This is a genomic window from Salinispora vitiensis (assembly GCF_000378825.1).
Classification (GTDB): Bacteria; Actinomycetota; Actinomycetes; order Mycobacteriales; family Micromonosporaceae; genus Micromonospora; species Micromonospora vitiensis.
In genome coordinates, this window is sequence record NZ_KB900388.1 from 1,128,357 (window position 1) to 1,153,467 (window position 25,111).

At 71.2% G+C, this 25,111-nt stretch carries 19 protein-coding genes and 2 pseudogenes; 6 read left to right on the forward strand and 15 right to left on the reverse strand.

Annotation, left to right across the window (positions count from 1 at the left end; translation table 11 throughout):
- Nucleotides 1–31 precede the first annotated feature (31 nt).
- Nucleotides 32–838: a potassium channel family protein gene (locus tag SALPAC2_RS0105280; RefSeq protein ID WP_026184450.1), complete on the reverse strand. Its 807-nt coding sequence runs from the start codon at nt 836–838 to the stop codon at nt 32–34.
- A gap of 39 nt (nt 839–877) precedes the next feature.
- Here SALPAC2_RS0105280 and SALPAC2_RS0105285 point away from each other — a divergent pair, with 39 nt between their 5' ends.
- The 3 genes and pseudogenes from SALPAC2_RS0105285 (at nt 878) to SALPAC2_RS0105290 (ending at nt 3,332) form a co-directional block, all read left to right on the forward strand.
- Complete coding sequence (locus tag SALPAC2_RS0105285) at nt 878–1,408, forward strand: MarR family winged helix-turn-helix transcriptional regulator (protein ID WP_026184451.1); 531 nt, start codon at nt 878–880, stop codon at nt 1,406–1,408.
- A 27-nt stretch (nt 1,409–1,435) separates the two neighbouring features.
- Nucleotides 1,436–1,546, forward strand: a pseudogene (locus SALPAC2_RS26820) (DUF421 domain-containing protein); the annotation flags it as partial.
- 118 nt (nt 1,547–1,664) lie between these two features.
- Nucleotides 1,665–3,332, forward strand: coding sequence for an RCC1 domain-containing protein (locus tag SALPAC2_RS0105290; RefSeq protein WP_018215601.1), 1,668 nt, complete (start codon nt 1,665–1,667; stop codon nt 3,330–3,332).
- Nucleotides 3,333–3,345: 13 nt separating this feature from the next.
- Here SALPAC2_RS0105290 and SALPAC2_RS0105295 read toward each other — a convergent pair whose 3' ends face one another.
- Nucleotides 3,346–4,626: an amidohydrolase gene (locus tag SALPAC2_RS0105295; RefSeq protein WP_018215602.1), complete on the reverse strand. Its 1,281-nt coding sequence runs from the start codon at nt 4,624–4,626 to the stop codon at nt 3,346–3,348.
- Between the two features lie 153 nt (nt 4,627–4,779).
- Here SALPAC2_RS0105295 and SALPAC2_RS0105300 point away from each other — a divergent pair, with 153 nt between their 5' ends.
- On the forward strand, nt 4,780–4,956 hold the full coding sequence (locus SALPAC2_RS0105300) for a thiazolylpeptide-type bacteriocin (RefSeq protein WP_018215603.1): 177 nt from the start codon (nt 4,780–4,782) through the stop codon (nt 4,954–4,956).
- 78 nt (nt 4,957–5,034) lie between these two features.
- Here SALPAC2_RS0105300 and SALPAC2_RS0105305 read toward each other — a convergent pair whose 3' ends face one another.
- Nucleotides 5,035–5,775 carry a MerR family transcriptional regulator gene (locus SALPAC2_RS0105305; protein ID WP_018215604.1) on the reverse strand — a complete coding sequence of 247 codons (741 nt, stop codon included), beginning with the start codon at nt 5,773–5,775 and terminating at the stop codon, nt 5,035–5,037.
- Nucleotides 5,776–5,787: 12 nt separating this feature from the next.
- Nucleotides 5,788–7,041: an MFS transporter gene (locus SALPAC2_RS0105310; RefSeq protein WP_223874888.1), complete on the reverse strand. Its 1,254-nt coding sequence runs from the start codon at nt 7,039–7,041 to the stop codon at nt 5,788–5,790.
- A gap of 120 nt (nt 7,042–7,161) precedes the next feature.
- Here SALPAC2_RS0105310 and SALPAC2_RS24425 point away from each other — a divergent pair.
- A pseudogene (locus tag SALPAC2_RS24425) lies at nt 7,162–7,614 on the forward strand (DUF4291 family protein); the annotation flags it as partial.
- A 149-nt stretch (nt 7,615–7,763) separates the two neighbouring features.
- Here SALPAC2_RS24425 and SALPAC2_RS0105320 read toward each other — a convergent pair.
- Nucleotides 7,764–8,090: a winged helix-turn-helix transcriptional regulator gene (locus SALPAC2_RS0105320; protein WP_018215607.1), complete on the reverse strand. Its 327-nt coding sequence runs from the start codon at nt 8,088–8,090 to the stop codon at nt 7,764–7,766.
- Nucleotides 8,091–8,204: 114 nt separating this feature from the next.
- On the opposite strand from SALPAC2_RS0105320, the gene SALPAC2_RS0105325 reads away from it, so the two are divergent.
- Nucleotides 8,205–8,630, forward strand: coding sequence for a YybH family protein (locus SALPAC2_RS0105325; RefSeq protein ID WP_018215608.1), 426 nt, complete (start codon nt 8,205–8,207; stop codon nt 8,628–8,630).
- A gap of 65 nt (nt 8,631–8,695) precedes the next feature.
- Here SALPAC2_RS0105325 and SALPAC2_RS0105330 read toward each other — a convergent pair whose 3' ends face one another.
- From SALPAC2_RS0105330 to SALPAC2_RS0105375, 10 genes are read right to left on the reverse strand one after another with little or no spacing between them, the layout of a single operon-like run.
- Complete coding sequence (locus SALPAC2_RS0105330) at nt 8,696–10,666, reverse strand: TOMM precursor leader peptide-binding protein (protein ID WP_018215609.1); 1,971 nt, start codon at nt 10,664–10,666, stop codon at nt 8,696–8,698.
- Nucleotides 10,663–11,418, reverse strand: coding sequence for an ABC transporter permease (locus SALPAC2_RS0105335; RefSeq protein WP_018215610.1), 756 nt, complete (start codon nt 11,416–11,418; stop codon nt 10,663–10,665). The genes SALPAC2_RS0105330 and SALPAC2_RS0105335 overlap by 4 nt, the downstream gene beginning before the upstream one ends.
- On the reverse strand, nt 11,415–12,341 hold the full coding sequence (locus tag SALPAC2_RS0105340) for an ABC transporter ATP-binding protein (protein ID WP_018215611.1): 927 nt from the start codon (nt 12,339–12,341) through the stop codon (nt 11,415–11,417). Before SALPAC2_RS0105340 ends, SALPAC2_RS0105335 begins: the two co-directional genes overlap by 4 nt.
- A complete protein-coding gene (locus tag SALPAC2_RS0105345; protein ID WP_018215612.1) occupies nt 12,338–13,534 on the reverse strand; it encodes a zinc metalloprotease in 1,197 nt (398 codons plus the stop codon). The genes SALPAC2_RS0105340 and SALPAC2_RS0105345 overlap by 4 nt, the downstream gene beginning before the upstream one ends.
- The gene (locus SALPAC2_RS0105350) at nt 13,531–14,598 is read right to left on the reverse strand and encodes a lantibiotic dehydratase C-terminal domain-containing protein (protein WP_018215613.1); all 1,068 of its coding nucleotides are present in this window, start codon (nt 14,596–14,598) and stop codon (nt 13,531–13,533) included. Before SALPAC2_RS0105350 ends, SALPAC2_RS0105345 begins: the two co-directional genes overlap by 4 nt.
- Entirely contained in the window at nt 14,595–17,357 is a 2,763-nt protein-coding gene (locus SALPAC2_RS0105355) for a lantibiotic dehydratase (RefSeq protein ID WP_050563079.1), read from the reverse strand. The genes SALPAC2_RS0105350 and SALPAC2_RS0105355 overlap by 4 nt, the downstream gene beginning before the upstream one ends.
- The gene (locus tag SALPAC2_RS0105360; RefSeq protein ID WP_018215615.1) at nt 17,354–19,006 is read right to left on the reverse strand and encodes a nitroreductase family protein; all 1,653 of its coding nucleotides are present in this window, start codon (nt 19,004–19,006) and stop codon (nt 17,354–17,356) included. Before SALPAC2_RS0105360 ends, SALPAC2_RS0105355 begins: the two co-directional genes overlap by 4 nt.
- Nucleotides 19,007–19,015: 9 nt before the next feature.
- A complete protein-coding gene (locus tag SALPAC2_RS0105365) occupies nt 19,016–20,908 on the reverse strand; it encodes a TOMM precursor leader peptide-binding protein (protein WP_018215616.1) in 1,893 nt (630 codons plus the stop codon).
- On the reverse strand, nt 20,905–23,085 hold the full coding sequence (locus SALPAC2_RS0105370) for a TOMM precursor leader peptide-binding protein (protein ID WP_018215617.1): 2,181 nt from the start codon (nt 23,083–23,085) through the stop codon (nt 20,905–20,907). Before SALPAC2_RS0105370 ends, SALPAC2_RS0105365 begins: the two co-directional genes overlap by 4 nt.
- Nucleotides 23,082–24,875 (reverse strand): AfsR/SARP family transcriptional regulator, encoded by a 1,794-nt coding sequence (locus tag SALPAC2_RS0105375; RefSeq protein ID WP_018215618.1) that lies wholly within the window; start codon nt 24,873–24,875, stop codon nt 23,082–23,084. Before SALPAC2_RS0105375 ends, SALPAC2_RS0105370 begins: the two co-directional genes overlap by 4 nt.
- Nucleotides 24,876–25,111: the final 236 nt, after the last annotated feature.

Consider the following 25,111-nt stretch of genomic DNA (forward strand, 5'->3'; position numbering starts at 1 on the left):
GCGGCGGTGGCATCCGCCGCTGGTCCCCCCGTCAGGGGTGGGTCGTGCGAGCCGGCTGCACCGGCGGGGCCAGCGGGTCGGCGGATCCGGCGCCGGCCGACGGGTCGAGCTGCTGGCGCAACGCCGCGATCTCCTGGCGCAGCGCCGCGACGTCCTCGGCGGTCGCTGCCGGGTGCCGGTCCCGACCGGCCACCCGGTCAACGATCCAAGTGGCGAGCGAGCCGGTCACGAAACCGATCAGCCCGATGCCGCCGATCATCAGGCCGACCGCCACCAGCCGCCCCTCCGGGGTGACCGGATAGAAGTCGCCGTAGCCGACAGTCGTGATGGTCACGGCCGCCCACCAGAGGGCATCGCCGTAGTTGGTGATGGACGGGTCGGGCGCTGCCCGCTCGGCGTCCAGGACCGCCAGGGAGGCCACCCCCACCAGTAACACGGTCGTCGCGGCCACATAGATGCCGAGCCGGCCGCGAACCCAGGCCTCGGTCCGCCGGCTGAGCGAGAGCACCACCGTCACCAGCCGCAGCGACCGCAGCGGACGGAGCATCGGCAGGAGCAGAACGACGAGGTCGAACAGGTGCTCCCGGAGGAAGCGTCGCCGCTGCGTATGCAGGATGAATCGGACAGCCATGTCGAGCCAGAACACCAGCCACGTGGTGAACGTGGTCACCTGACAGACCGTGGTCCATGTCGAGCTGAGCTGCGGATCCAGGATCGGCGCAGCGTATGCGGCCAGGAACACCAGGGAGAAAACGGTCAGCGGCAGCTCAGTCAGGCGCTCCCAGCTCGCGGCACGCTGCTCCCGCCGGCTGATGGAGCCGGTGTTTTCCATGATCACCCCCCGACTGTGGTACGAGTGCCGTGCAACTATGGGCCGATGCGACTCTACGTGGAGCCAACGGGGTCGTCGACGGTAGTGGACGAGCCTCAGGTAGACGAACCCCTGGTAGACGCGCTGGCAGCGCTGTGCCGCTCGCTGGTCGGCGTCACCGTCCGCACCCTCGACGCCCTCGATGTCGACCTCACGATGTCGCAGTACCGAATCCTGGTCCTCCTCGTCTCCCAGGGGCCGGTCCGGGTCGTTGACCTCGCCACGAGCCTGCACGTCCATCCCTCCACCGTCACCCGCGCCTGTGATCGTCTGGTCAGACGAGGGCTGGTGGCCCGACGGACCGGCGAGAGCGACCGCCGGGTGTCCTGGCTCAGCCTGACCGTCGCCGGTCGAGACCTGGTCGGCGAGGTCGTTCGACGCCGTAGCGCCGAGATCCGGCGGCTGGTCGCGGTGACCGGCACCGCGCCCGACGTCGGGCTGATCGGCGTGCTGGAGGCGCTGGTGGCCGCCGCTGGCGAACCGGATGAACGGCAGTGGCGGCAGGCCTGGGAACGGTGTGGCGGAGCAGTGCGATGAGCTCACCGGCGTGATGCAGCCGTCGTCGGGGACCCGCACGAGCAGGGCATCGACAGCCGGGCTGACGTACGAAAGATGCGAATGGAGTCGGACGGCCAGTTCAGCGTGATCACCCGCGACTCCGGCGCCCGGCCCTGACCGCAGCCATCGGTCTTGGTCACGGTGACTGCGGCATTTCTCCACGAACAGGATGGATCTCTGGTCGACAATAGCGCCTGTCCTGTTAGCGACTCTTGTCCATTTGAAGGTGGGAGCGATGCGGAAGCTCGGCCAGCGGTCAGTCCAGGACGCCGGCGCGCGGTGGACGCGATGGGCCAGCGCCGGGTGGTGTCTGCTCACGGCGGCGGTAGCAGTGACGCAGGCGATCGCCGTGTCGCCCACGATCGCCCAGAACACGCTGTCACCGTCCCCCGCCGCGTCGGACACCATCCTCGCCTGGGGTGACAATCTGTACGGTCAGCTGGGGGACGGGACTCGCGCCGACCATGGCACACCCATGCCCGTGAGTCTTCCCCCCGGCACCACCGTCACCGGCATCGCCACTGGCGACAATCACAGCCTGGCGTTGACGTCCACCGGCACCGTCCTCGGCTGGGGCAGAAACCGCTTCGGCCAGCTGGGCGACGAGACCAAAACCAGCCGCACCGCACCCGTGGCGGTGAACCTCCCCCCGAGCACCACGGTTACCGCCATCGCCGCCGGCCGCTCCCACAGCCTGGCGATCACCTCCGCCGGCACCGTCCTCGCCTGGGGCGACAACTTCCGTGGTCAGCTCGGCGACGGCACCACCGACGACAGCACCAAGCCGGTGGCGGTGAAGCTGCCCCCGGGAACCACCGTCACCGCCATCGCCGCCGGCGAGGACCACAGCTTGGCGATCACCTCCGCCGGCACCGCCCTCAGCTGGGGCAGCAACAGCGTCGGTCAGCTGGGCGACGGCACCACCAACGACAGCACCACACCCGTGGCCGTGAGCCTCTCCCCGGGCACGACAGTTACCGACCTCGCCGCCGGCCGCTTCCACAGCCTGGCAGTCACCTCCGCCGGCACCGCTCTCGGCTGGGGCGACAACGTCCACGGTCAGCTCGGCGACGGCACCAACACCAGCAGCAACACACCCGTGACCGTAAGTCCGCCCACGGGCGCGGCGTTCACCGCCGTCGCCGCCGGCCGCTTCCACAGCCTGGCAGTCACCTCCGCCGGCACCGCCCTCGCCGCCGGTGACAACCTCTACGGTCAGCTCGGCGACGGCACCAACACCAGCAGCAACACATTCGTGACCGTCAACCTTCCCCCCGGCACCACGATCACCGCCATCGCCGTTGGCCGCTCACACAGTCTGGGGGTCACCGCCACCGGCGCCGCCCTTGCGTGGGGCATCAATGACGATCGCCAGCTGGGCGACGGGAGCACCACCAACCGCAACACTCCCCAGGCGGTTGACCTGCCGGTGAGCACCACCGTCGTCGGCGGTTTCGGCCACAGCCTGGCCCTGGCCGCGCCACCGACGTCCACCACCGCGCTGCAGGTGACGCCACCGAGCCCGACGGCGGGTCAGGAGGTCACCCTCACCGCCACCGTCACCTGCACCGGCGAGCCCCCCACCGGCACCGTCACCTTCCGCACCGGCACCACCGCCCTCGCCACCGAGCCACTGACCACCGGGGCCACCGCCACCCACACCACCGCTCTGCCCGCCGGCACCCACACCCTCACCGCCGGCTACACCAGCACCAGCACCTGCCCCGACAGCGAGTCCAGCTCCACCAGCATCACCATCCACCCACCACCCGACGATCCCGACCTCCCCATCACCGGCCCCGACCTACCCACCACCATCGGCGCCGCCGGCCTGCTCATCGTCACCGGCGCCGTCCTCATCCAGCTAACCCACCGACGCCGATCCGCACCCCACCCACGCTGACGTGGGTTGCTGGTCAGCCGGTGGCGAGCAGCGGTCGGGCCGCAGCCACCAGGGCCGTCACACCGGTCGGCAGCGCCAGCTCGAGGCTGGGAGCGAAGGCCGGGCTGTGATTCGTCGGCAGGTTGCCCAGCTTCTCGGCCGCGTTGGCCCCGGGCGCCCTCCGCCACTGTCGTGGCCCCACCGTGCCGAGCATCCAGTAGCTACTCCGTATCCCCCCGGCGGCCAGCAGCGGAAAATCCTCCGCCGCCAGGGACGGTGGCCACCAACCCACCCGCTCCGACCCGAACACGCCCACGTGAGCGTCCCGCACCCGGGCGGTCACCGCCGGATCCCCCACATAGGCGGGGGTGCGCGAGACGACCTGTACCGTCGGCTCGCGCGGGCTGCCGGCGGCCACACAGGCGGCCCGCACGATTCGGGTCACGCTGTCCAGCACCCGGTCCAGGGTCTGCGCACGCAATGCCCGAATCGTCAGCCCGAGGGCGGCCTCATCGGCGATGACTCCCGCATGGTGCCCGGCGCGCAGCGTTCCGACGGTGAGCGCCACCTGATCAGCCGGGTTGACCTGGCGGGCCACCAGCGCCTGCAACTGCACGACGATGTTCGCGGCGAGCACCACCGGGTCCACGCAAAGATGCGGGGTCGCAGCGTGCCCGCCCTGTCCGGGTACGGTGACGTCCACAGTGGCACAGCCCGCTGTCATCGCACCGGCGCCGTGGGCGACCATGCCCGCCGGTAGCGGTGCGGCATGCTGGGCCAGGAGCAGGTCGGGGCGGCCGAACCGCTCGTAGAGGCCGTCGGCGATCAGGGCAGCCGCCCCGTGCAGGGTCTCCTCGGCCGGCTGCCCCAGGATCAGCAGCGTCCCCCGCCAGCCGTCCCGGCCCTGGGCCAGGTGGGCGGCGGCGCCGGCCGCCGCGGCCAGGTGCAGGTCGTGTCCGCAGGCGTGCATGACCGGTACGGTCCGGCCGTCGGCGGCTACGCCGGTAGCGGTGCTGGCGTACGGCAGGCCGGTTTCCTCGGCGACCGGAAGCGCGTCGAGCTCTGCCCGGATCAGGACGGTCGGGCCGGCCCCGTTGCGCAGGACGCCGACCACGCCGTGCCCACCGACTCCGGTCGTGACCTGGTATCCCACCCCGCGTAGCGCAGCCGCGAAGCGGGCCGCGGTGCGCTCCTCCGCCCCGGAGAGCTCCGGATTCGCGTGCAGGTCGCGGTAGAGCCGGGCTGCGGCGGCAACGATCTCCCGACCGACCGGCGGGCCGGCCAGATCGGCGGCATCGGCTGCTAGGAACGCCATGGGGTCAGCCAAGCCGACGCCGCTGTCATTCCACTGACATCGAATGACAGAGATGTGTGACAGCGGCACCACGCGATCAGTAAGCGCCCTGGGGTGTGCTTGCGGTGGGCCGACCGGACAAGCCGGCCGGCCCACCGACCGGGAGGAGTCACCATGGAGCACGACACCGACCTCAACGCCCTCGCCGAGGAGATCATGGAGCTGGAGTCGGAGACCTTCGCTATCTCCGACTACGCCGACGCGTCCGAGGCGATCCTCGCCTCCTGCTCCTCGTCGGCCACCACCTCGACCTGCAGCAGCACCACCTCCACCACCAGTTGCTCGGCCTGAGCAACAGCAGTACGACGTCGGGCCATCCGAAAGGGTGGCCCGACGTCGCATGCTGGGGCGGGCATGTCGCGCAGTCGTTCATGGGTGATCGACATTGGCCAGCCGGGCGAGAAGCTCACGCTGGGCGTCGTTGAAAGCCATTTCCTGGTACGACATGAGCAACGCACGGGTCCGCGGATCCAACTCCGTCCACCCGTCGACGCTCAGCTGGCCCAAGGCGAGGTGGTAGTCGACGACCAGCCGGTCGATCTCCTCATCGCTGGTGTCCGGCCCGAGCGCGGCGAACCGGGCGGCCAGCGCGGTGGTGGCCGCCAGCACGTCCGGAGCCGTGGCCTGACGGAGGAGCCCGATCAACTCGGCCCGGCCCTTGTTGTCCAGGAGGTGGTGCAGCAACAAGATCACTTCGCGGTCGTGTTTGAGTAGCTCTGGCGGCAGGTCCGGACCGCTGCTGCTGCCGATGCTCGCGAGCAGGCCGGCCAGTTCCGACGGCGTGTCCGCGGCGGCTCCGGCGGCGCGAAGCTGGGCGATCACCTCGCGGCGGGCGGTGAGCCGATCGATCTGGTCGGCCAGTGCGCAGTCGAGCTCGTCGAGGACAGCGTGGGACCGGCCGCTGGCCTCCAGTATCGGCGGAATTTCGTCGAGGGGGATGCCGACCTCGGCCAGCCGCCGGATGCGCAGCAGCAGCACCAGGTCGCGCACCGTGTACTCGCGATAGCCGTTCGCCCGCCGTGCCGGCTCGGGAAGGACCCCAACCTGGTGATAGTGCCGCAGGGTGCGGACGCTGACTCCGGCCAGCCGGGCGATCTCGCCGCTATTCATCGTTCCTCCAGGTCAACATACTAGTTCGGCCTCGGGTGCCGGCCTTGGTTCCAGGTCGCGCAGTGCCCGTGCGCCGATCGCGGCGACGCCGGTGATGAGCCAGATGAGGGCGAGGACAATCGCGCCGGTGCGAGCGCTGAACTCCGCGACCAGCAGTGCGGCACCGCCCATGCCGAGTGCCGGGGCAAGGGTGAGCAGCGAGTTCTGGAGGCTCATCACCCGACCCCGCATCGCGTCCGGAATTCGCTCGACCATGAGCACGCCGATCAGGCTGCCGAACAGCCCGTTGCCGAGCCCGACCAGGGCCGCAGCGCCGAGCACGATCCACGGGCTCGCCAGCGTCGCCATAGCGCTGAAGCCGGCAATCATGATCAGCAATCCGGTCCGGAACCAGGTACGCCGCCGGCCCCGGCTGCCCGCCGTGGCGTACGTCCCGCCGCCGATCAGCAGTCCGACAGCGAGCGAGCTGAGCACCAGTCCGAGCAGCTCAGGCCGTTGCTGCAGAGTGAAGTAGACCGGCAGGACCAACGCCTGGAAGCCGGCCAGAACCACCACCACACCGACACTGATCAGGGTGGTGGCCAGCAGGAACGGCGAACGGCGCAGGGTATGCCAGCCGTCGCGCAGCACCACCCGCTGCGGCGCGGCCCCGTCTGCCGGGATCACCGCAGCCGGGACCACGCCGGCCCCGCGCGGGATGAGCATCGTGACCGCCGCGGCCGAGGCCGAGGTCGCCGCGGTCACCCACAGCACGGCGACCCCGTCGAACGCCGCGATCAGCACCGCCCCGACCGCCGGCCCGATCAGCATGACCATTGCGCCGAGCGCCTCGCGTAGTCCCAGCAACCGCTCGGCGCTCGTCCGCCCGGTCCGGATGATGCCCGGGATCATCGCTTCCCGGGCGGTCAGTCCCGGCACGTCGCCGAACGAGCCAAGCACCGCGAACAGCACGAACCAGCCGAGCGCGAGCCCGACGGCGGCGTCGACCAAGGGCAGCGCGGCAATCGAGAGCGCGGAGATCACATCGGTGAGCACGGCGGCCGTACGCCGGTTGATCCGGTCGATCACCACGCCCATGACCAGCCCCGCGACGGCTGCGGGCAGCGCCGAGGCAACGGCGACCGCACCGGTGGCGAGCACACTGCCGGTGGTCTGCAGGACCAGCAACGGCAGGACCACCCCGGCAATGGAGTTACCCAGCATGGATAGAACGTAGGAGGCCAAATAGGCCCACGACACCTTGCTCATACGACCATCGCAAACCATGACGCTGCGTCGGGGTCAACTCCACAGCGTCCATCGGGGAGGTGTGGCGCTGCCCCGATCAACCAATTCCCCTCCGAACGGGGAGGCAAGCGCTCGTCCAGCTCATCGACAGGCACGGGTCGACTGCGCTGGGCCACCAAGCCAGGGCCAGAGCACGTACTGTCCATCGACATCACGCGGGAGGGGTTTGAGTGGGCGCTGGCGCGAGCCTGCCTGAGTCGCTATGACCGAGACCTGCACCGCGACAAGGCGACCTGGTCGCGGCAGCTGAAGACCAGCCCCGTACGAGTGCAGTGGGATCCAGAGCGATCGCTGCAGCTGAAGGCGCTGCCGTACCGGTCGCTGCAGGTTGGGCTCTCCGGTGACGCTGTCGACCGGTACGTCGATGACTGGACGGTGGCCATCACGGACATCACCGCGACTGTTCAACGCATACGGCAACTACTGCGCTGCGGCGACGACTCGGCGGCAGCAGCTCACCTGCCGGTCGAACGTGCCTACCCGCTGCCGGCCCAGATCGCCACCGGCCTCGACGCCAGTCCAGACATCACCGCCGACGAAGTTCCTGAGTAGCAGCATGGACGGTGACGGCCGCTGGACAGGGCGGTCCGCAGACGTGTGAGATTATCTATTACCTGCGCCGGTTGAAGCTCTTTCGGCCCGCGCGAATTCAAACGCATGGTCAACCGTCACGCCCTAGCCGAAGACGGACCCCGGAATGTTCACCCTCGCCCTGAAACGGACCGATCACCCCAGGCCGCCCTCTCCCGGAGGAGCGCGTCGCCAGTCCGATACAGCTCGATCAGGAGTGGCTTGAGGGTCCGGCCGACTGGGGTGAGTTGGTAGCTGACATGAGAGGGGAAGCCCTTTTGGCGCTCGCACTCGACCAGGTCGGCCCGCGTCAGCGTGGCGAGCCGCTCACTCAAGACCTTTGCGCTCAGCCTGGGCAGTGCGACCCGAAGCTGACTGAAGGAACGGGGCCCGTGCATCAGTTCTCGTAGGAGCAGCGTCGTCCATCGGCCGGCGATGGCAGCGAGGGCCACCTCCACCGGGCAGGTCGGCTCCGGATGTCTTGTTTCACCTCGGGTGTCTAGAACGAGGTCGCGATCCCAGCCGTTGCTCACCGTTTGGTTACCTGCGACGGGCTCGGTTTGACTGACCGTATGCCAACTGACTCCACCAACCACCCTGGCATTGTCGCTCTCACCGACAATGCCAGCCAACACCCGCTGGTCTTCGCTCGAGCCTTCAACTCCGGGGACGTCGGTGCTGTTGAACAGGTTTACGAACCGGACGGCGTCTTTGTCGCCGCGCCGGGCCAACCTGTCACCGGCGCCGCCCGGGCTGCGGCCAATCAACAATTCCTCGGCCTGGGGCTACCAATCGACGTTCGCCCACGGCATGTTTACGTAGCCGACGACATCGCCCTGTTGATCGTCGACTGGACCATAGACGGCCAGGGCCCCGACGGGAAGCATGTGCACCTGGAGGGCACGGCTACCGACGTGGCACGGCGAGGGCCGGACGGCTGCTGGCGGTACGTCATCGACAACCCGTTCGGCACCGATAGGTCGAATGATCCACAATAGTTGTGGCAGTGAAACGTCGAAAGGTCGGCACGAGCGGTCGCTTTCTGACGGGTGCGCCGGGGCCGTTAGGGGAAGGGGTGCGGCACGAGGCGGAGGTCGGTGTCGGTCAGTTCGGCGTCGGTGAGGCCCGCCACCGCCGGTGCGGTCCGTAGCCGCGGCAGGTGCGGAGCCCGCTGCCGGATCCAGCCGAAGTCGATCGGAAGCATGCCGGGCACGATCGTGCAGACCGAGCGGAGTCCGACCGCCTCCTGCTCTGGTGTGGTCTGATCCACCATGATCGCTTCAAGCCCGCGCGCAGCCAGCAGGTCGAGCACCCGGCGCAGGTCGTCGCGGAGATCCGGCGTGCCGGGGGGTCGGTAGCCGGCGAAGAGCTGCGCGATGGGGAGCGCGCCCCGGTCGTCGAGGTAGCTTCCGGCGTGCACCGCCATCCGGGGTAGGCCGAAGAGTGCCGCGTGGTCGGGCAGCCGGCGGACGAGCGTGTAGTCGTCGGCCATCCGTTCCAGCTCGGCCCGGCGTCGGCGCACGGTGGTGGGCTGGTGCGGGATGTAGGTGAGCGCCTCAGCGAGCGCGCCGGTGACCGCCTGCCGCGGGTCGAGGTGGGCGGCGGCGGCGAAGGACAGCAGGCCGGGGCCGCCGTCGTGGCGGACGGCGAGGCTGGTGACCACGGGTACGTCGAGGTCGATCCGGTTGTCGAAGGCGTAGAGCCGGTAGCCCTGCAGCTCCGCCCGGTCGGCCATCGCACGCACAACCGGCGGGCAGGTGTCGAGGTCGATCCGGGGCAGAGTCAGGTTGCCGTACCAGGCGAGCAGGAACGCGTCCCGCTCGATCAGCTCCAACAGGCCGAACAGGACGGCCTCCGCCAGGCAGCTGCCGGTCGCGCAGCCGCTGGAGGAGGAGAGGACGAAGGTGTCGCCGGCGGCGGGCGAGCTGTAGAAGCACAGCCGACGCGGCACCAGTACGGGCCTGCCGGTGTGCAGGTTCTGGCCCCACACCCAGGGGATCGGTCGCTCAGGGTCGAACCGGCGCAGGATCGGGTCGGTGTCGTACACCTCGTCGGGGTGCCGGCCGCAGCGGTCCGGGTGCAGCGCCTCCGGGCCGAGATCGGCGTAGGCGGCGAGGACCGGGGTGACGTTGCGTCGTCGGTGGGTCCCGGCGTAGCGCTCCAGCCCTTCGAGGTGGGCCAGCGCGCGGCTCGCGTCGTAGCCGCTGGACTGGCCGCTCCAGGAGACGTCGAGCAGCCCACCGTAGCCGCGGATGAAGACGCTGCCGGTCACCGGTGCGGTGGTCGGTGACGTGATGGTGAGGGCGGTACCCGCACCGAGTACGCCGCAGACCGGGTTGACCAGCGCGGCCGCTGGCAGTGGATAGTCGTCGGGGGGACGCAGCCGGTACGTGTCGGGTCGCGGCTTGGGCCGGGGTTGGTGCGCGAGCACCAGCGGGTCAGGTGTGTCGGGGCTATCGGGGCGTTGCCGGGTGCAGCTGGGGCAGCACGGCTCGGCCAGCAGCGGGTGGGTGCGGACCCGCAGGCCGGCCAGGTCGAGCTGGCTGACCCGGGGCAGCGGGGTGCTGTGCCGGTCCCAGCTCGGTGGCGGCGGCAGTGGTGGGCCGGTGTGGCTGGCGCGGTAGAGCTCCCAGACGGCGTCGAGCTGGTAGGCGGTCAGCTGCGGCCACGGGCCGACCGCGGTCGTCCGGTCACCGACCTCCAGAGCGTCGCGTTGGCTGCGGCTGCGTAGCCGCTGCCAACGGATGGCCAGGCAGTGCCCGCAGGCCCGGCCAGCGGCGCCACCGAAGGGTCCGATCAGCACGGTGGCAGCGGTGAGGTGCACGGTGGCGGCGCACCGGTCCGGGTCGGCCACGGCGGGCGCGGGAGCGTCGCCCAGCGTCACCACCCTCGGTGCCGCTCCGGCTCGCCGGGCCCGCCGGTCTTCGGTGGCGCCGGTCGGCTGGGCCAGCCATCGGCGGCGCAGGTGCTGTCGGAGTTGGGCCGCGGCGGCGGCGAGGGGGGTGGGGTGCGCTGCCGCCGCGGTGTCGGTCATGAGTCGTTGCTCCAGCGGAAGGTCCGCACTCCGACGACCGCGAACACGGCGGTGAAGGCGACCAGCGCGGCGCACGAGACCAGGTAGTCGGTCATGGTGCCGAAGCCGGTGAAGGCGTACGTGATGCCGTCGTTGACGTAGCGCATCGGCAGCACCCGGGAGACCTCCTGTAGCCAGTCCGGCATCAGTTCGAGGGGGTAGAACGAGCCGGAGAGGAAGGCCATCGGCACCACGACGCAGTTGGCGATCGCGGCGACGGCCTCCGGGGTGTTGGCTGCGGATCCGACGATCAGGCCGAGGGCGAGGAAGGCGGTCACCGCGAGCAGCATGATCGGGATGGCGAGCGGCCAGGTCGGGTCCGGGCGCATGCCGAAGACCGGCAGCATGGCGACGCCGACGAAGAGCACGCACTGCGCCGCCCCGATGCCCAGTGCGACCACGTAGCGGGAGCCGATCACCGACCAGATGCTGGTTGGGGAGAGTCGGATGATCCGCAGCAGGTCGTCGTTGCGCCACTGCATCAGGGTGAAGGCCACGCCGAAGAGGGCGGCGTTGGCCAGGCCCCAGGAGAGCACGCCCGGGGCGATGTAGTCGACGTATCCGCGGCCGGTGTCGGCGACCTCCTGGTTGCGGAAGATCAGCGCGAAGATGACCAGGAAGATCAGCGGAAAGGCGAAGGTGAAGAAGACCGTCGTGGCATCCCGTACGGCCGCCTTGTAGACGGCTCGGGAGAGTGCGGCGTATGCGCTCATGCCTGCGGCGCTCCGATCAGCTCGAGGTAGACGTCTTCCAAGGTGGCCGGCCGGGTCTCCACATCGTCCAGGTCGGCTTCCCCGTCGAGGGCGGCGAGTACCCGGGCCGTGTGTGCAGTCCGCAGCACGAGCATGCCGTCCTCAACGGCGACCCCGTTGACGCCGTCGAGGGTGCCGGCCTGTTCCGGGCTGAGCCGGCCGGCGGGGACCACCAGTCGGGTACCGATGCCGGAGCGGGCGATCAGCTCGCGGGGGCTGTCGAGCGCGAGGACGCGCCCGGCGGAGAGGATCGCGACCCGGTCGCAGAGGGTCTGCGCCTCGTCCAGGTGGTGGGTGGTGTAGACGATGGTCTTGCCGATCGCCTTCAGGTTGCGCAGCATCTGGCCGAGGTCGCGGCGGGCCTCCGGGTCCAGCGCGGCGGTGGGTTCGTCCAGGAAGACCACCTCGGGGTCGTGGACGAGGGTGGAGGCGATGGCGAGGCGCTGGCGCTGACCGCCGGAGATCTTGGTGACCCGGACGTCCCCGGAATCGGTCAGCCCGACCAGGTCCAGCGCCTTCTCGGCGGTGGCTGGCGGGAGGCCGTAGAGGGCGGCGACGGTCACCAGATGCTCGCGGGCGGTCAGCCGGGTGAAGAAGGCCGAACGCTGGGTCTGCACGCCGATCCGGGGCAGCAGGTCGAGGTTGCGTGGCGCTGGTGCCATGCCCAGCACCGTGATGGTGCCGGTGTCGGGAAGGCGCAGCCCTTCGATCATCTCGATAAGGGTGGTCTTGCCAGCGCCGTTGGGGCCGAGGAGGCCGAAGAACTCGCCGCGGCCGATCGAGATGGAGACCTCATCGGCCGCCCGCACCTCGCCATACGATTTACTCACGGCGTCCAGCACGATCGCCGGACTGTCGATGGATGACATCGGCTCGCCTTTCACTGGTTGTTCTCACTGGTTGGTGGTGCGGGAATCCGGTCCGCCGGGCGGGGCCGACCGGGTCGGGCCAGCCAGCCGGCGACGGTCAGACCGACGATGGCGGCCGGCAGCACGTAGGCGAGCGCGCCGAGGGAAGGTCGAAGCAGGCCGCCCAGATAGACGATCACGAAACTGGCGGCGGCAACGCTCGCCAGCAACCACCCGGCGCCGAAGAGCCCGAGGCAGACCGCGGTCCGTCGTGGGTAGCGGCGGCCGGGCCGGCGCAGCAGGCGCCGGGGAAGGGTCGCCAGGTAGCGGCGGCTCTCCGGGGCCAGGTCCAGCTGGTCCAGCAGGTGACTGAGGACTTTGTAGCCGTCCAGTGGGGGCAGGGCGATGACGTTGACCAACGTCTGGGCCGCCCCGACCAGCACGAACGCGCTGAGTAGCCGGTCGGCGAAGGCGCCGGGCAGCACGATGAGGGCGGCGCCGGCGAGCAGCAGGACCAGCCCGTTGGCTACCGCACCGGCCGACGCGATCAGCACCTGCTGGGACCGACGCGGTAGGTAGAGGTAGTCCTCGACCCGGCAGGTGAGGGTGACCAGGTTGATCCGGTTGACGTTGGCACCGAAGTGGACGGCCACCACCCCGTGCGCGAACTCGTGCAAGGCTGCGCTCGACCAGGCGAGCAACACCAGCGCCACCAAGCTGACCGGGTCGGTGAAGGCCGGGCGGGCGGTCTGCCAGAGCGGGCCGAGCCGCAGCCCGACCAGCACGAGCAGCGCGACGACGAGGACGGCGACCAGCGCGAAGACCGCCGGGCGCAGCAGGAATCGCAGCCGGTGCGCCCACCATCCCAGCGCGCCGGAGCGTCCCGGGTCGGCCGTCGCCCGCTCGCCGTCGCCCGTCGCCGGGGCGGGCCCGGCGGGGTGTACGGCCAGCAGGTCCCGCTCGTGTAGGAGCCACAGCAGCCGGGTCCAGTGCGCGTCGCCGAGGCGACGACCGTACTCGTCGGCGTACTCGGCGCCGACCTCACCGAGGGATCGGACGCCGTCGAGGCGGCGGAGCAGGAACTGCTCCTTCGGCGGGATTTCGAACGCTCGGCCGGTGCGCCGGTCCTTGAGCAGGTAGACCGTGTCGGGGCCGCGCTGCAACGGCCGCGAGAAGATCAGGTCTTCGCGCAGCCGGGGGCGTTTGGCCAGCAGGCCCGGGCGCGTCACGACGACACCGCCGACTCCCGCAGCACCCGGGCGAGCAGATAGGAGAGGTACGCCTCGTCGCGGATGGTGGCGTGCAGCCGATTGTTGGTCATGTGCAGGTACGGCGAGAGCAGGAACGGGAGGGCCTCCCCCGGGTCGGTGATGACCCGGTCGTCGCCGCTCCACGCGCTGACCGTCAGCTCGCCGGAGGCGGTCAGGGCGAGCACCTTCTCGCGGAGTTGGGCCGTGTGCTCGGCCCACCCGCGGAGGAAGCCGGGGAGCCGCTGCACCTCCCCGCGCCCAACGAGGGTGAGAATCTGCCGTACGCGACGGCCGAGCTCACCGGCGACGCTGTCATACATTCGCGTGTACTCGTCGATGCCGATGAGGTTGGTGCCGGCGAAGGCCTGGTGCCAGTAGTGGTGGTACCGGTCGAGGAAGTCCACCAGCTGCTCCCGGTCGGGCAGGAAGGTGCCGGCGTGCACCGTCATCAGCTGCGCGGCGGTGCCCAGCAGCACCGGGCGCAGGTGCAGGTTCATCGACGAGATGGCGTGCAGCACGGTGTCGCTGGAGTGCTGGAAGTGCCACTCGGCCACCTCGATGCCGGCCGGCCCGCCGTACTTGCCGTACTCCGGTGCATACGGCCGGTAGCTGTATGAGTTGTTGGGGCTGAGCAGCATCTGTCCGGCGGCATCTACCAGCTCCGCCGGCCGCCCGTCGGGGAACTCCAGCGCGAAGAGGATGTCGTAGAGCTCCCGCAGGTAGCCGGTGCCCATCGCGTACAGCGCGGGGCGGGTGGTGAGGAAGCGGCTGACCACCGCCTCGGCCCGCGCCCGCACCGCCGGCTCGTCGGCGGGAGTACGCGGGCGCAGCCGCAGCCGCACGTGTGGCCCCTCCAGCCAGTAGTTGATGAAGAAGTGGCCGGCGAGCAGCTCCGCTTCGGTGAGTTCCCGGATGAGCGGGGCCACGCAGTCCACCAGCAACGGTTGCGGGTTGGCCGCGTAGAAGACGTGCAGCGAGATCCACTCTCCTCGCCGGGCGGCGGTCTCCTCGGCGTCGGTGGGCGCGGCGGCGGACGCGGTCATCGGCTGCTACCTCCGGATCGTGGTGCGGCGACGGTCTGCCGCGCGTGGACGCGGAAGGTCTCCACGGCCAGCTCGCTGACGTGTCCACCGAGCGCGCTGTGGGCAGCCAGTTCGCTCGCGGCGGGCAGCAACTCGCGCAGGACGACCTGGTCGTCCGGGTCAGTCAGCGCGGCACGTAGGGCCTGCAGCGACAGCGCGCTTGCGAAGTCGACGTACTGCGGCTTCGGGTTGGCCGTGCGCGGACCGGATTGGGCCGGGTAGATGGTGGCGAACGCTTGCTCGGGCAGGCCGTGCCGGGCCCGCCACCGACGCCAGGCCAGGAACGCCGCCGGGTCGGTGCCGGGGTCCCCCGAGTCGGGAAGCCCGCGGACCGGCGCCGACCAGCTTCGGCGGCTGAGCACGATGTTGCCGAGGCGCAGCCGGGGCCGGACGGTAACACCGTCGCTGGTGGCCGCCGGCACCCCGCGCCACACGTCGAGCCGCACCAGCGACGCCGGCGAGAGCAGCAGCAGGGTACGCGGGATCTGCGGCAGCGCCATCGGCACCAGGTAGCCCAGATACACGGCGACGACCTCCTTGTCGAGGCGGGTCGAGCGCAGGACCACCCGGTCGGTTTCCGGATCGTGGGCCAGGTAGAGGTCGTCGAGGGTGAGCTGCCGGTCGGCCGGGACGGTGCTGGTTTCGCCGGGACACACGATCACGTGGTCGGTGAGCCGGGCGTGCAGGTTCAGGTTGGTGGTGGCCGCTCCCCCGGTCAGCTCGGCGAAGACCACGCCCGGTGGGGTGAGCTCCGCCGTCTGGGCCCGTAACCGTTCGGCGAGGGTGGGGGTGTCGGCGTCGAAGCAGTGGGTGAACCGGCTGAACGGGAAGGAGAGCCCGCCGAAGGACTGGTTGAGCACCAGCAGCGGGTCGGGCTCGCGGAGGGCCAGCTGGACGAAGTGCCCCATCGGGTGGACCTGGTGGGCGTTGGCGCCGAGCAGCGCGCCCACCTCGTCGAACAGCTCGACGGGCAGAGACAGCTCGGGGCACCGGGGATCGGCGTCGGCGAGCGCTGCCACCCGCTTGGCGAAGAGCTGTCGGGCCTGGTCGAGCGCGGACATCTCGGGCCGACCCAGCCAGTTCTCCTCCGGCGTGTAGCTACCGTCCGCGGCGAACGGGCGGCGCCCCGCCGTGTACGAGGAGTACTGGTCGTAGAGGTCGTCGTGGAAGTCCTCGACGAGCCGCAGCAGGTCGTCGCAGCGGCCGCCGACGCCGAACCGGGCCAGGAAGAAACCGTGGAACATGATCCGGTGTGGCAGGTTCTGGTCGAAGGCGGGCAGGATCCGTTCCACGGTGGCGAGGTCCGCGCCGACCAACCGCTGCCAGGGCGGGGCCGCGATGGTCACCGGTTCACCGGCCACCCGGCTGTCCTCGTACAGCAGCGTCTGCGGCAGGGTCGGGTTCTCCTCACCGAGGGAGCGCATCACCGCGCGTACCGCGTCCCGCAGTCGGTGCCGCAGGTCGCGACGCCGGCCGAGGTCGCCCTGCCGGTAGGCGTCAACCAGCCGCATGATCTCGTGGAGTTGGTTGACGAGCTGTCCGGCCCACGGCCGGTCCAGCTGCCCCAGCGTGTCGGCGAGGGCGCGGATCGGGTCGGTGGCGTGCACCTCGGTGTCCAGGCCGACCAGCCGTAGCATTCCCAACTCCAGCAGCGTCGACAGGTAGGTCTCGCCATCGGGCCGGTCGGCCCCGGTGTCCCGGCAGAGCCGGTCCACCAGCTCGGCACAGCGCATCGTGCCGCGCTGCTGCAACAGGGCGGTGAGCCCGTCCAGGATGCCGCTGCGGCGGAGGAAGAAGAGGCCGTCGCGGACCGAGTCGAAGCTGACCGTGGCGCTGTCGTCGCCGGCGGTGACCCAGTGCCGCACGTAGCGGATCCGGTCCGCGTCGCGGCGCCACCCCGGGCTCAACTCCACCATCAGGTCGCCGCGCCGCCGCGGGTCGGCGGTGACCAGCTCGGCGAGCCGGGCGACCAGGACGACGTTGAGGCGTACGTGCTGGTGCCACTGCTCGTTGACGGGGAACTCGAGCTGGGAGCCGGTGTCGGTGAAGCGGCCGAGGGCGACCGCGGTGAAGGTACTGAACGGGCTGGTCTTGCCAGCGGTGCGATACAGGTAGGACAGCAGTGAGCGCTCGACGCGGCGGGTCCGTTTGTTCGCCGGCCGGGTCAGCTCCGGTGTGCTCCCGGCGGCGAGCTGTTCGTCGAGGGTCGGTGAGGCGAGTTGGAGCCCGCCGCGCAGGCGTGGCTCGTCGGCCAGCCGCCACAGCTCGGCGCGGGCCTGGGCGACGTCGGCGGCGAGGATCGCGAAGCCCTCGTCCTGGTGCCGGGCGAGCTGCGTGCGTCGCCGGAGCCAGCGCTGGACGACCGGCAGGGCCGCCGGTCGGGTCTGCTCGACCGCAGCGAGCGCCGGCCCGGGCGCGGCCGGCAGGGCGTTGTTGAAGACCTGTCGGCGCAGCGTCAGCAGCCGTCGGCGGACCGACTCGTCCTCATTGTCGTTGACCAGCTCGTACAGGAGTTGGCTGAGCTGCGCCCCGTCGGTGCGCAGCTGACGCTCCAGGGCCAGCGCCTCGTCGGCCCAGGTGCGGGCTGTCGGGGAACGGAGCAGGTCGACCGTCGAGAGGGGAAGACCGGCGATCCGGGCGGTGAAGTACGCACCGGTACGCCAGCCGGCGGGGGCGGCCACGGCCGGTAGCGGGCCCGGCGCTGGCACGGCCTGCCTCATCGCAGCTCGTATCGGTAGTTGCCGAGCTGCCCGCGCTCCTCGCCGGCGAGCATGATGAGCAGCGGGAACTCGTCACTGCCGGTGAGTCCCAGCTCCTTGACGTAGGAGACGCCGTCGAAGCCCAGCGCGACCCCCGCCCCGAGACCAAGCGCGGCGGCGACGGTGTAGAAGGTCTGGGCCATCGCGCCGATGGTGGCGTTGGCGAGGTTGTAGCCGCGGTCACCGGTGGCGTCGAGCACCGCGTGCGTGCGCACCGTCGCGACGAGGACGACCGCTGCCTGCTCCAGGTTGTAGTTGGCCAGGGTGTAGTTGCGTTGCAGGAACGCCCCGGGTGGGCCACTGGTGATGGCGACGAGGCTGTGCTCCTGCGGGTCGTACGCGTATCCTCCGGCGGGCACGGCGGCCACGGCGTTGACGAAGGCGTAGATCCGGGCCAGCGGACGGTCGGCCGGACCGTCGATCTCGGATGGCACGGTGCTGGCTGCGGTGGCCTTCAACAGTGCGGCGAGGTGCGCCGCCGCCAGGGGGCGGTTCCGCAGAAACCGGCCGAAGCTACTGCGGCGGGCGGTGAGGGCGGCCGCCACGGGCAGCGTCAGCGGCGCGGCGGCGGGCAATCGCCGGCGGGTTCCGCCCGGCGGCACCGGGTGGGCGGCGGCGGATGCCAACGCCCCGGTGGCGGGCCGGTCGACCGACGCGGCGGTGCTGCGGCTTACCCGCCGTAGGGCGTCGAAGTGGAGTAGCGTCCGCGACCGCTCCTGGTCGTGGTGCCGTACCCGGACCGCGGGGGGCTCCCCACGACCGGCGGAAGCGACGGGCGTGGAGGCCGGAGGCGAGGGCAAGGCGGGCGAGGGCACGGCGGGCGAGGGCACGGCGGGCTGGGGCGCGGTCCAGGTCAGGGGGACGGCGGCGAAGAGCGTCTCGTCGTCGGGGGTGAGTCCGAGCAAGTCGGCGACGGCCGCCTGGTCGAACCAGAGCACGGGTCGGATCTGCCGGCCCTGGGCGCCGGCCCAGAGTCGCCACGACTGCAGTAGGGTACCCAGGTCCATCGACACCACGTGGTACGAGAAGTTGTTGTACTTGAAGGCGTTCTGCCAGTACTTCACACCGACGATCAGGAACTGGCTGGCAGGGCGGGGTGGGGCCACCGCCGCGTTCACCCGGGCGCTGACGTCACCGCCGAGCAGCCGCTGCATCGCGTGCCGGGCGTGCGCGTAGTAGTAGACACCCGGGGTGACTCCGGCTCCGGGCCCGGCGACCCAGTAGACGCTGCACGGGTAGAGACCTCCACCGGAGGCGGCGCCGCGGTGCCAGTTGGCGTACGCGTACGACGGCAGCACCCCCAGATCGGAATTGGCCTGGATGCCGAGCCGCCGTCCGAGCAGCCCGTACGAGTGGTGGAGCAGGCCGGCCAGCAACGGCAGCGTGAACGGCTCGTCGGCGTCGCCGGGGCCCCGCAGCGCGGTGTCCAGGTCGGCGTCGACGCTGGCCGGGGCGGGCAGCCCGAAGGCGGTCGCCTGCGGGTAGTACTTACCGCGGCGGGGTGCGTCGGCCCAGTTCGGCGCGAAGTCGGCCGGCGGCATCGGTTCACGGCTGCGATGCAGGATCGCGTACGCGTACGCGTGGGCGAGGCCGGGGTTCTCGGACGTCATGGCGGCACCTCACGGAAACGGGTGGGGAACGGAGTGGATTTCGTCGTCGCGCAGGTCGCGGTCGAGAAGCCCGGCGGCGCGGAAGGCGGTCCGCAGCCGCCGCGCGTGCGGGGCACGCTGGCGCAGCCAGCCGAAGTCGATCGGCAGGAGTCCCGGGACGAGCACACTCACCGTCCTCAGGCCCAGCTCGCGCTGCTCGGGGGTGCTCTGGTCCACGGCGATCACGTCGAAGCCCTGCGCGGTCACCTGCTTCAGGCAGTGTTCGAGGTCGTCGCGGAGATCGGGGGTAACCGGTGGGGCGGGCCGATCCCGCTCGTACAGCCGGGGCATCGGGACCGGTGCGGTGCCGTGATCGAGCAGGAAGGCGGCGTGTCGCGCCATCTCCGGCAGGCCGTAGAGCAGCGGGTGGTCGTGCAGGCCCTGCACCCGGGAGAAGTCGGTCGTCATCGGACGCAACCGGGCCTCGTCGGCGCGGGCGCGAACTCGCACCATCACCGAGTCGGTGGCGATTTCGCAGAGCGCCGCGGTGATCGCGGCCTGCGGGTCGAGGCTCGCCCCGCCACCGAAGGCGAGGGTACCGAGACCGCCGTCCTCGCGAACGGCCACCGCGGTCACCACCGGGATGTCGAAGGTGATCCGGGTGTCGAAGAACCGGGCCCGATAGCCGTACATCGCCAGCCGGTCAACCATCATCCGGGCCCGTGGTCGGTCGATGCTGGCCGGGTCGAGCTCCGGTAGGGACCGGCCGCCGTACCAGGCCAGCAGGAAGGCGTCGCGCTCGATCGCCTCCATCAGGCCGTGGTAGATCGCCTCCACCATGGATCCGCCGGAGGCGCAGCCGTTCGAGGTCTCCTGGACGAAACGCTCCTCGACACTTGCCGCGTGGTAGTAGGCGAGCACCTCCGGCACTAGCAGCGTGCGCTGGTCCCGCAGGGACCAGCCCCAGACCCACGTGATCGGCCGGTCCACGTCGAACCGGTGCAGGTACGGATTGGCCTGGTATACGGCGTCGGGGTAGAGCCCGCACTCGCGTGGGTCCAGGGCGTCGTCGCCCAACTCCCGCAGGGTCGCGGTGACCGCGGTGCGCTTGCCCCGCGGGCGCAGGCCGGCGGCGCGTTCCATCCCTTCCAACACCGCGATCCGGGCGCTGCGTCGGTAGCCGTCGGCGTGCCCACCGTAGAGCGTCTCCCGTAGGAAGCGGCCACAACGCAGGGTGAACGAGCCGACCGCCGGTGAGGTGGAAAGCGAGGTCACGTCCTGCCACAGGCCGCCGCCGAGCGCCCCGCACACCGGGTTGGCGAAAGCCGCGACGTTCAGCGGGTAGTCATCCAGGTCCCGGCCACGAAACGGGTCCGACTCCGACTTCGGGGTGGCGGGCAGCTCGATCGCCGCCAGCTCCGGCGCGTCGGCGACCATGGTGCCGCAGCCCGGGCACTCGGGGTCGGGCAGCAGTGGCACCTGCTGCACCCGCAGGGTCGACAGGTCGACCTGAAACACCGTGCTCGGCGTACCCGCCCCGGTGCTGGCCGGTCCGGTCCCGGCGGTCCCCCGCGCCGCGATCAGCGCGTGCAGGAAGTCCGCGACGAGCGGGGTCGCGTACGGCCAGGGCCCCACCGCGGCCGTGTCACCGCCCAGCTCCACCGCGTCGCGCAGGTCGCGGTGGCGCACCGCCTGCCAGCGCCGCGCGAGGCAGGTCGCACAGGCCGCTGCCGGCGGCACCGGTGCGATGAGCGCCAGCTGCCCGTAGAGCAGCACCCGCGGTCCGCGCTCCGGGCGGACGGTCGCGCGGAGCTCGTCCCGCACCCCCAGCGCGACCACCTCCGCGGCGCAGCCCCGCTCGGCGAGCAGCCGGGTCAGCTCGGCACAGACCAGATCATCGGTCGCGGCCGCACCGACGCTCATCGGTCGCCTCCGGCGGCCAGCAGCACCCGGACCGCCACCAGCCCACCCGCGGCCAGGTCGGCGCCACCGACGGGTGCCACCAGCACGTCGTAGCCGAGGTCCGGTAGCCGCTGGAGCACGTCAGCCCAGCGGTAACCAAACCCGGCGGCGTCCACCTCACCGTGCACCGGCACCGTGCCGGCGTCGAAGTCCACCAGCACCGGGTCGCCGGTGTCCGGTACCACCTCGGGGTCCTGCAACCGCAGTTGGGCCTGACCGAGCACGTCGCGTAGCGCCGCCGCGGCCGCCGTCGTCCAGTCCGGGTCGGCGGTGAGTGCGTACGTCCACTGGCCGCGGTCGGCGTCGAAGGAGCGGGCCAGCAGCACCGCCACTCCGGTGTCGCGCTGTCCGCCGAGGTCGAGTAGTTCCATGGTGAGGCCCAGATTCGCCGTCGACCTGGTGAGGAAGAGCAGCTCGGGGGTGACGCCGACAGTGGCTAGCCGAACCTTGTGGATGGTCTCCTGCCCGGCGACGACCTGTCGTAGCCGCTGCCCGGCGAGCGCGGAGGCGAGGCCCGCCCGGACGGCCTCGGTGAGGTCCTCGCCCGCTCCCCCGCCGGCGTTGGTGGGTTCTGCGCCGTGCCGACGGTTGGCCGCCCCAAAAGGTTCCAGCACCGACGTCGGGACGGCCACCGCCTCGCGGGTGAACAGTGACCGGGCGGTGGCCCAGGCATCCGGCCCGGCGGGATCCCATCCCGAGGCCAGGCCGAGTCGGGTGGCGTCGACCCGCGGGAGGTCGCGGGAGGCGGGGACGGCGGCCGCGATCCTGCTGGTGGTGACGACGGCCGCGATCCGCAGTGCCCGCAGCCGGGCGGCCGCGACATGGTGGACATCAAAGGCAGTCACCGTACGGCGCTGGCCACCGCCCTCGGTGAACGCGACCCCGCCGACCTTGACCGGGGTCTGGTCCCAACGCTCGTCGTCGTAGCGGCGGAACACCCCCAGATGCGGCTGAAGTAACGGCTGGTGGGCCTGGAGCCGGGCAAGCGCCTCCTGCGCCTCGGCGGCCGGGTCGGCCGCGGTTTCGGCCTCAACCGGAGTGTCGTCCAGCCCACCGGTGACCCAGGCCGGTTCGGGCGGGGCCGGCCGGCAGAAGGCGCACCGAGGGTGCGGAAGCAGTTGCTCGGTCAGCACGTCGAGGGCGGCGAGGTGCTGCACGATCACGCTCCCGTCGGTTTCGGCGGGCAGCGCGCCGGTGGTCAGCCGGAACACCTCGTACGCCAGCAGGTTGCCGATCATCGCCGCGAGGGGTCCGTCCGGCTCGGCGGCGGCTGGCGCGGCCCCGGACGGCAACGCCGCCGCTTGCCACACCCGCCCGGCGCCACCGGTCTCGTCGTTGTCGGCGAGCCGCAGCATGACGCAGCACCAGCATCCGGTCCGGCCGGCACCCTGGACCGGGCCGACCAGCATCCGCCCACCCGCGACCCACGCGGGCAGCAGGAGCCGGCCGGGGGGAATTCCGGCCGCGAGTAGCCGCAGGGTGTCGCGGGGAGCGTCGGCACCGGCGGCCACCACCACGATCTCCGCCGCGGCCAGCTCGGACCAGCCGACCTCGGCCCCCACGTCGGGTAGCGGCACGGCTGTCGCCGCGCAGCCCGCGGCGCTCAGCTCAGCCAACTCCGGGGTGAGCCGCCGTACGACCGCCGGCGAGCTGGTCACCGTGGCGGCGCCGTTGCGCAGGAGCCCGGTGGCGCAGGCGGTGGCGACCGGACCGGCGCCCACTACCGCGACCGAGGTGTTCCGGAAGGTGGCGAAGCGCTGCGGTGCCCGGTCGGCGTAGTGGTCGAGATAGGCGACCTGGGCTGCGAAGTGCCGGGCCACCGCCGGGCCCAGAATCGTGGTCGGGTCGACCTCGGCCTCGGGGACGTCCCGGGCGAAGCCGCGCGCGTAGAGAGCGGTCACCAGCTCACCGATCATGGCCCGCTGCCCGGCCGGCAGCCGGGCACAGATGTCCGCGACCTGATGACGCCCGTTCAGATGCGGGACGAGCAACGATGCCAGCCGGTAAGCGGTCGCGGAGGAGAGCCGGAAGCCGCTGGTGGCGTTGTGGAACACCACTCCGTCGTCGGTCCGGGTGAACAGCACATCGTGACGCACCCGCGGCCGGGTCTGCGCCACCGTGTCGTAGGCAGTGCTCATCGCAGGGGTCCCTTCGCTCGGTGCGGTGGGCCGGAGTGGGGGGCGTGCCGTTGGGCCACCAGCTGGGCATGTCGCCGCAGCAGGGCTCGTATCCAGTAGTGCTCCGCGGCCTCCTCGACCAGACTGTGGTCAACCAGCCCGTCGAGCAGGTCGTGAGCCGTGGCCGGGTCAACGTCGAGCAGCTCTGCGGCCGCTGCGGCGGTGTTGGCGGTGGGGGCCGCGGTGGCCAGCCGAACGAAGGCCGCCGCCAGTGTTTCGCCGGCTCGGGACAGGGCCTCGTCGAAGCGGTGGCCAAGTGACATGTCTGGTTCGCCGGGCAGACTCAGCCGGCTCAGCGGGTCCACCCGCAGCCACTCCACCGCCGCCGAGAGCCCGGTCCGGGTGCGCAGCAGGATGCGGGTGGCGGCGATGCGCAGCGCGAGTGGCAGGTGGTCGCAGAGCGCCGCGATCTCGGCGGCGCTCTGCGGGTCGGCATCGACCTGCTCGGGTCCCAGCACGGAACGGAGCAGCTGGAGCGAGTCACCGGGGTCGAGCGGCTCCACCCGGTGCAGCCAGCCGCCAAGGCGGGTAACGGGACCAGAAAGGCTCTGCCGACTGGTCAGCAGCAGCGCGTCGCCCGGTGCCAGCAGGGCCGGCATGGCTCGTAGGTGACTGCCGTTGATCACGTCGTCGGCGATCAGCAGTCGTCTGCCCACCTGGGCACCGTGACCATGGTCGAGCGGGGTGAGGGCCTGTCCCTGGGCGTCCTGCAGCGATGCGGGGGCCGCCGCCACCCGGAGTTGGCCGCCGGGGAACTGGGGGGCTACGAGCTGCCCAACGTGCTGCGCCAGCGCGGTTTTGCCGACGCCGGGTGGGCCGGTGAGCACCACGATCGGGCAGTCCGCGCGGAGGCGGTCGGCGATGGTCTCGCCGAGCGCGTCTCGACCGATGAGGCTGGATACGACCGGGCGCCGGGGCACCGCGATGGCGGATCGGCCCGCCGGGGCGACCGGAGTGGACGCTTCGCCCCGCAAAATGGTCAGCTCCAGCGCACGCAGGGTCGGGCCCGGAGCGATGCCGAGTTCGTGGCGAAGATGTTCCCGGATCCGACGCAGTTCGGCCAAGGCGTCCGCCTGCCGGCCGGTGCGGTAGAGCACCGAGGCGAGTTGCGCGGAGAAACGCTCGTTCGCCGGGTACGCGCGGTTGGCGGTCCAGAGGTCCACGAGCGCGGAACGGTCCCGACCGAGGCTGATCTTCAGATCGCACACCCGCTCGATCGCCCGAACCCGCTCCTCGCTGATCCGGGGTACGACGTCCCGGTGCAGCGTCTCTGATGGCACGTTGGCCAGCATTGGGTCACTCCACAGCGCGAGTGCCTCCTCCAGCCTCGCCAGTTCGGCCTCTGGCTCGGTGGCCTCGCGGGTGTGGCCGATCAGTTCGCGGAAGCGCATCAGGTCGACGGTGGTGGCGCTGGCGGTGATCCGGTAGCCACCCGGCACCGTCTTGATCACGCTGCCGGTTATGCCGTGGCGGTGGAAGAGTTGCCGCAGCCGCAGCGTGCAGGTCTGCAACGCGGCCTTGGCCGAGGCGGGCTGCGCGTCGCCCCACACCGCCTGCTGCAGCGTGCTGACGGAGATCACCTCGTCGGGGTGCAACAACAGCGCGGCGAGCAACGAGGTCACCTTCGACGGTGGCAGAACCAGCGTGTCCCCACCGCTGCTGAGGGTCAACGGGCCGAGCACCCGGAACACCGCCGGTCGGGCTGGCGGGTCATCGCCGGATGGGCGCACCGCGACAGGCTCCATCGCCATCTCCCGTCCACATGGACGCCCGGTACTCGTTGACCCCTGCGGCGGCACGATGTGCTGTGTTCGATCGCTCCCCGCTGCCCGATGTAGTCTGATACCATCCGGCTTTTGCGGCGATACCGCGAGATCTGGAGCAAATTCGGGAATTCGGGTGGGCAGGGCGATGTAGTGGCCTCGCGGCTCGTTCCCCTAATCGGATTCGAGATTCGAGCACCGCTGTTTTCACGATTGTGTCGACT